At 70.9% G+C, this 822-nt stretch carries 1 protein-coding gene; it reads right to left on the minus strand.

What is annotated here, in order from left to right:
• The coding region (gene pdxS, locus ACFQ36_RS23055; protein WP_377017934.1) for a pyridoxal 5'-phosphate synthase lyase subunit PdxS at positions 1 to 822 on the minus strand (822 nt) is incomplete at both ends.

Genomic DNA, 822 nt, shown 5'->3' on the forward strand with positions numbered 1-822 from the left:
GCCGACCATGGCCTCGCCCAGGCCGCGGGAGACCTTGGCGATCACGTCCGGGTCGTCGAAGAAGGTGGTCGCCTTCACGATCGCCGCGGCCCGCTCGGCCGGGTTGCCGGACTTGAAGATCCCGGACCCGACGAACACCCCGTCCGCGCCCAGCTGCATCATCATCGCCGCGTCCGCCGGGGTGGCGATGCCCCCGGCGGTGAAGAGCACCACCGGCAGCGTGCCGGTTGCGGCGATCTCCCTGACCAGCTCGTACGGGGCGGCCAGTTCCTTGGCCGCCACGTAGAGCTCGTCCGGCGCCAGGGTGGTCAGGCGGGCGATCCCGGCGCGGATGGCGCGCATGTGCCCGGTGGCGTTGGAGACATCCCCGGTGCCGGCCTCGCCCTTGGAGCGGATCATCGCCGCGCCCTCGGTGATCCGGCGCAGGGCCTCGCCCAGGTTCGTCGCCCCGCACACGAAGGGCACGGTGAAGGCCCACTTGTCGATGTGGTTGGCGTAGTCGGCCGGGGTGAGCACCTCGGACTCGTCGATGTAGTCCACGCCCAGGGACTGCAGCACCTGCGCCTCGACGAAGTGCCCGATCCGCGCCTTGGCCATCACCGGGATGGACACGGCCTCGATGATCCCGTCGATCATGTCCGGATCCGACATCCGGGAAACCCCGCCCTGGGCACGGATGTCCGCCGGCACGCGTTCCAGCGCCATCACGGCGACCGCACCGGCGTCCTCGGCGATGCGGGCCTGTTCGGGCGTGACCACGTCCATGATGACGCCGCCCTTCAGCATCTCGGCCATGCCGCGCTTGACCCGGCTGCTGCCGGT

Source organism: Arthrobacter sp. GCM10027362 (assembly GCF_042679445.1).
Lineage (GTDB): Bacteria > Actinomycetota > Actinomycetes > Actinomycetales > Micrococcaceae > Crystallibacter.